General features: G+C 36.8%; 5 protein-coding genes. 3 read left to right on the top strand and 2 right to left on the bottom strand.

Annotated elements, in window-relative coordinates:
* Window positions 1-226 precede the first annotated feature (226 nt).
* Window positions 227-382 carry a hypothetical protein gene (locus AC11ZT_RS05460; protein ID WP_484058636.1) on the top strand — a complete coding sequence of 52 codons (156 nt, stop codon included), beginning with the start codon at window positions 227-229 and terminating at the stop codon, window positions 380-382.
* Between the two features lie 79 nt (window positions 383-461).
* On the opposite strand, the gene fadH is transcribed toward AC11ZT_RS05460, so the two are convergent.
* Entirely contained in the window at window positions 462-1226 is a 765-nt protein-coding gene (gene fadH / locus AC11ZT_RS05455) for a 2,4-dienoyl-CoA reductase (protein WP_484058635.1), read from the bottom strand.
* Window positions 1227-1373: 147 nt separating this feature from the next.
* Between fadH and AC11ZT_RS05450 the strand changes: the two genes are divergently transcribed.
* Together AC11ZT_RS05450 and AC11ZT_RS05445 are read left to right on the top strand one after the other, a co-directional pair.
* On the top strand, window positions 1374-2243 hold the full coding sequence (locus AC11ZT_RS05450; RefSeq protein WP_484058634.1) for a metallophosphoesterase: 870 nt from the start codon (window positions 1374-1376) through the stop codon (window positions 2241-2243).
* 97 nt (window positions 2244-2340) lie between these two features.
* Window positions 2341-2562, top strand: coding sequence for a hypothetical protein (locus tag AC11ZT_RS05445; RefSeq protein WP_484058633.1), 222 nt, complete (start codon window positions 2341-2343; stop codon window positions 2560-2562).
* Between the two features lie 75 nt (window positions 2563-2637).
* On the opposite strand, the gene AC11ZT_RS05440 is transcribed toward AC11ZT_RS05445, so the two are convergent.
* Window positions 2638-4755 carry an RNA degradosome polyphosphate kinase gene (locus tag AC11ZT_RS05440; protein WP_484058632.1) on the bottom strand — a complete coding sequence of 706 codons (2118 nt, stop codon included), beginning with the start codon at window positions 4753-4755 and terminating at the stop codon, window positions 2638-2640.
* Window positions 4756-4988: the final 233 nt, after the last annotated feature.

Here is a 4988-nt window from a genome sequence, read left to right as displayed (position 1 = left end):
TTGCAATTACATCTAAAGCATCCACCAAAGTACTCTCCCCCTTTATTTGCAAAGATTATATCATGATGATGAGATAAAAGTGTACTTTAGAATTAAATTTTCTTACAGTTTTTCTATCGATGAGAACCTGTGCCTTTCCATATTATTTGAAAAGCATAGGTAAACACACATTTTCTTCATTAAAGCATATATATAAAAGTAGTATGTAGAGTAAGGGGGATTTAAATTGATGAATGATAGCATTGAAAATGCAAAAGAAGTATTTGTCGGGAGACTTTTTACATTAGGAGGGTCAATTTTATTTTTAATAGGTAGTGCGATTGCAGCAGATGCGGGTTACAAAGAACTTGTTCGAATTACAATGGATGCTGAGAAAAATTAAAGAAAAAACTAGAATGTCTCAAAACAACTTACATCCCCTTTTGAGACATCCTAGTATGAAATGGATTCATATTATTCAATTAAAAGGGATGCTGATGCAAGTGCTGTCCGCCATCAATCGTAACACATGCACCATTAATGTAAGCGGATTCATTAGAAAGTAAATAAAATGCTAGACCTGCTACTTCCTCTGGCGTTCCTAGACGACCTAATGGAACGCTATCAATCGTTTGCTTCGCTGCTTCCTCTGATACCCATAGTCGTTTAGCCCCTCCTGTACGCTCGATAGGTCCTGGAGCAATCGCATTTACTCGTATACCATAGGCTCTTCCCCACTCTACTGCTAGGGTTCTTGTCATAGCTAGTACACCTGCTTTAGCTGCAGCAGAATGAATGACACCTGGTCCGGCATCCCACGCATAAGTTGCAACCATATTAATAATGCTTCCGTGAATTTTATTTTCAATCCAATATTTTCCTACAGCACGACTGCAATAAAAACTCCCATTTAAAACAATATTAATCACAGCATTCCAGCCATTTACAGACAAGTCTTCAGCAGGGCAAATGAAATTTCCTGCTGCATTATTTACTAAGTAATCAATCGTCCCAAAATGCTGTACCGTTTGCTCCACCATAACATCGACCTCATCTGGATTCCGGACATCCATCACAACTAATAATGGTTCCAGTCCAATTTCCATAATTTCTCGTTTTGTTACTTCTAATGTTTCATAAGTTCGTCCTGTAATTACAACATGAGCTCCTTCCTTAGCAAAACGTAAAGCCATTGCCTTCCCCATTCCACTAGAACCACCCGTAATAATAGCAACTTTCCCTTTCATCCTGATTCCCCCCATAAAAAATGATTATAACTAATTTTACCATTACCATACATTATTTCATATATTTTCTTCCTAGTATCTTTTACTCTATCATAATTTCTTACAAATAATATATACTAGTAAAAATTCTAACTATAGGTGAAATCAATGAAAATGATGAATCGAAGAACATTTTGCAAAAAAGGGATCTCCTGGTTATGTTACAGTATACTAACGACGAGCGTTGGCTATATTTATGCAAGATATATTGAGCCTACCATGCTGACAGTTTCCTATCATACTCTTACATCTCCATTGCTCGGGTCTGGTCTAGAAAATATCAAAATTGTTCAATTTAGCGATTGCCATCTTGGCTACCATTATTCCTTGGCACAACTAGATGGGGTTGTAAAAAAAATAAACGAGCAACACCCCGATATTATCATTTTTACAGGAGATTTAATTGACGATCAACAGAGTTATAACGAAACTGAACAAATTGCTCCTATTTTACGTCGGTTGCAATCATCTTTAGGTAAATTTGCGATTTATGGGAATCACGATCACGGGGGATATGGCACAGATATATATGCACAAATCATGCAGAAGTCCGGGTTTCAGCTTCTACAAAACGAAGAAAAACGAATTCGACTGGTAAATGGAAGTGAAATTGCTCTTATCGGTATTGATGACATCATGCTAGGCCATCCCAAAATTGAACAAACAATACGCAAAGCTAAAGGACATGTATATACGATACTTCTTGTACATGAACCTGATGTTGCACCTACCATCGCTAACTATCCCATACATTTGCAATTATCAGGTCATAGTCATGGGGGACAAGTCCAATTACCTTATTTTGGGCCAATTATCACTCCCCCTCTTGCTCATAAATATGTAGAAGGTTTTTATCAACTACTAGGGAAATATCCCCTTACCATTTATGTAAATCGAGGACTAGGCACAACGCGCGTTCCTTTCCGTTTTTTGGCAAGGCCTGAACTTACTGTATTTAACCTTTATCCACTTAGTTAGCATAAATGCCCAATTTTCATAATTTTACTAGAGTACTTGCTCTTATAAGGACAATTTCCCATATACTACACCGAATCCAATTAGGGAGGTTTATTACATGTATCCTCAAATGTATCCAATACCATTTCGTTCTGGCCCAGTTCTCCAAGAAGATACCCGGTTTCTTCCATTCTTCGGAATTCCTTTCTTAGCAGGTATTGCAGGAGGTTTACTAGGCGGGGCACTAGCATTTGGGCCAAGACCTTATCCATATTACCCACAGCCCTATCCGTACCCAACACCATATCCATATCCACCATATTCGCCTTATATGTATTAACACTGCTACAAAAAAAGAGCTGACCTTAGACAGGATGTATCCTGCCATTTAGGTCAACTCTTGTTTTTAATAGACTTACTCATCCACACTTTCATTCCCAGCATAAGCTAAGTTAAATAGCTCAATCTGACAATTAATTTCTGGATCTCCTTCCTTCCTAGTCACATAATGATATTCACCGTTTGCATTTTGTTCCCGATTTTTCATATTATCAGATAAGATTAATTGTAAGACATGGATGATACGTTTTTTAATTTGATTATCGAGGATCGGAAAGGCGATTTCCACGCGTCTTTCCATATTACGAGTCATCCAGTCTGCAGAAGATAGATACAGCATTTCATCTCCATTATGATAGAAATAATAAATTCTACTATGCTCTAAGTACCGTCCAACAATACTAAACACACGAATATTTTCACTTACATTTGGAATGCCTGGTCGTAAGCAACAAATGCCTCGAATCGTTAAATCTATCTTTACACCAGCCTGGGATGCTTCGTACAACTTTTGTATCAGTGGCTTATCTGTTAACGAATTCATTTTTGCAATAATATGCCCATTTCCATACTGCTTATGATAGCGAATTTCCTCATCGATTCGTTCTAAAAATGTATGACGAATATCTAATGGAGCTACAGATAATTCAGTAAATTGCGGCTTCATCGTATATCCACTTAAATAATTAAAAAAGTTTGTTGCATCAATGCCAAAGCCCTTACGAGTAGTAATCAGTCCAAAATCAGTATAAAGCTTTGCAGTTGAGTCATTGTAGTTCCCTGTAGCTAAATGAACAAACCGTTCAATTTTCCCATTTTTTCGGCGTACAACAAGAGTTATTTTGCTATGCGTTTTTAAATGGCTTACCCCGTATATCACATGACAACCAGCTTGTTCCAATTCCTTAGCCCAATGTACATTATTTGCTTCATCAAATCTTGCTTTTAATTCAACGAGAACCGTTACTTGCTTTCCTTTTTCCGCAGCGGTCTTCAGTGCTTGGATAACCTGGGAGTCTCCACTTACGCGGTACAAAGTTTGTTTAATTGCCAAAACATCAGGATCATCGGCGGCACTCTGTACAAAATCAATAACCGGTTGAAACGATTCATAAGGATGATGCAATAGAATATCTGATTCTAGTGCTTTTTCAAAAATATCATTATCATCAGATTGTAAATCCTGTGGTGGTTGCGGAATGAGAGCCGGATATGTTAAATGCTCATGCGTTTGCTCTACATTTTTGTAAAAAGAGAACATACATGTTAAATCAAGAGGACCATCAATAAAATATATGTCCTTCTCGTGCACCTCTAGCACTTCATGTAAAAGAGAGAGAACATGATCATCTAAGCCTGATTTTCCAACTTCTAATCGAACAGCTGAACCCCATTTACTCTTCTTTAATTCTTTCTCTATTACTTTAAGAAGATCTCGTGCACCTTCCTCATGAATGGTAAGATCGGCATTCCGCGTAATACGTAAACTTGTAACGGATAGAACACTATATCCGGTGAATAATTTATGTGTGAAATTTCGAATTACATCTTCTAAGAAAATAAATCTTCTCCCTTCCTCAGTAGGAAGGACAATAAATCTTCCCATTACAGAAGGAACTTGGACACTACCTAGCTTTTTTCTATTTTCTTCGTCTTCTTGTTTTTCATCATACAGCATTACGGCCAAGTTCAAGCTTTTGTTTAAAAGCATTGGAAATGGGCGATACGCATCAATTGCTACCGGTGTTAAAACAGGAAATATCTGTTCATCAAAATATTCTTCAATAAATACCAATTGCTCCGGCGTTAAATCTTCAAAAGAAAGAGGAATAATATTTTCTTCCTTTAATTGTGGAAGTAAAATATTATGATATGTATCATATTGTCGTTGAACGAGTATATGTGTTTTTTTAGCGATTTGACTAAGCTGTTGCTTAGGTGTGAGTCCAGCCTTATTTTCAGGCTTGTTAAAACCTACTTTAACTTGATCTTTCAATCCTGCCACACGTACCATGAAAAATTCATCTAAATTCGAGCTGAAAATACTAGTAAATTTTAAACGTTCTAATAAAGGGTTGCGTTCATCAAGCGCCTCTTGCAACACGCGTTCATTGAACGCAAGCCAACTTAATTCGCGGTTATTATAGTACGCTGTATTATTTAAATCAATCATGCTTGTTTTCGTAGTGTCCATGAACGCTGCACTTCCTTCTATACTTTGTTGAAATCCCTGTGTACCTTTCCTTTTATAAAACAAATGATACCTCTTTGTGAAAATTTTGTAAACCGAGTCATAGATATGATGCGGTAACTTGGAAATGTAATTCAACATTTCGTTTCAACGCCTTCTCTACTTGTTTTTTTTGTTTTTCGGCTTGAACTTGTTCTGCTAAAGCGTTTCGATTACAAATAATATAAATATGGATG

The organism is Ectobacillus sp. (assembly GCF_056992975.1).
The sequence above is the reverse complement of the archived record's forward strand: the minus strand, read 5'-3'. Positions and strand labels throughout refer to the sequence as shown.